1 protein-coding gene is annotated in these 888 nt (G+C 64.6%); it reads left to right on the top strand.

All coding sequences use genetic code 11. The annotated features are described in order from the left end of the window. A partial coding sequence (locus PG896_RS21040) for an Ig-like domain-containing protein (RefSeq protein WP_270836200.1) occupies positions 1–888 on the top strand: 888 nt, incomplete at both ends.

Below are 888 nucleotides of genomic sequence, written 5' to 3'. Positions count from 1 at the left end.
ACCACGGACGCCGCCCCCGGCAGCACGGTGACCCTGACGGTGACCGATGCCAACGGCAATCAGCAGACCCTGACCGCCACGGTACAACCGGATGGCAGTTACAGTGCGGATGTCGTGACGCCGTTGCCAGATGGGGGCTATGACGTGACGGCCAGCGTGACTGATCCTGCTGGCAATAGAGGCACGTCGAGCGACGATGGTAGCGTGGACACCACGGCGAACATCACGGTGAGCCTGGATGACGTGAACGCGGCCAATGTGGCCAACACGCCCATCAGCGGCACCTCCGATGTCGGCCCGAACCGCACCGTGACCCTGGTGATCAGCGATGCCACTGGTAAGAGCGTGACAGTCACTGCCGTCACCGATGCCGATGGCAACTACCAGACCCGCGCCGATCTGAGCGGGCTGGCGGATGGCAACCTGACCGTGGTGGCCAGCGTTACCGACGCGGCGGGCAACCCGGCCAGCGCCACCGACGACACTACCCTGCTCGATACCACTCCACCGGATGCCAGCATCACCCTGGATGGCAACATCACCCCTGACGACGTGATCAACGCGGCCGAGTCCAAGCAGGACATCGCCGTGACCGGTCGCGTGGGTGGCGACGTTAAAGAGGGCGACACCGTCACCCTGACCGTCAATGGCAAGGCCTTCACCGGTCTGGTCTTGGCCGACAAGACTTTCAGCATCAATGTGCCGGGTAGCGACCTGGTGGCCGATGGGGACAAGGTGATCGACGCCAAGGTCACCACCACCGACGCGGCGGGCAACAGCACCACGGCGGCCGATACCGAGGGTTACAGCGTCGACACCCTGGCCCCGAGCGTGGTGGTCAACATCGTTGACGACCAGCTGACCGTGGGCGAAACCAGTCCGGTGACC

The sequence above is a fragment of the Aeromonas sp. QDB30 genome (genome assembly GCF_027707645.1).
GTDB classification, from domain to species: domain Bacteria; phylum Pseudomonadota; class Gammaproteobacteria; order Enterobacterales; family Aeromonadaceae; genus Aeromonas; species Aeromonas caviae.
This window is presented reverse-complemented; position numbering and strand designations above follow the sequence as displayed.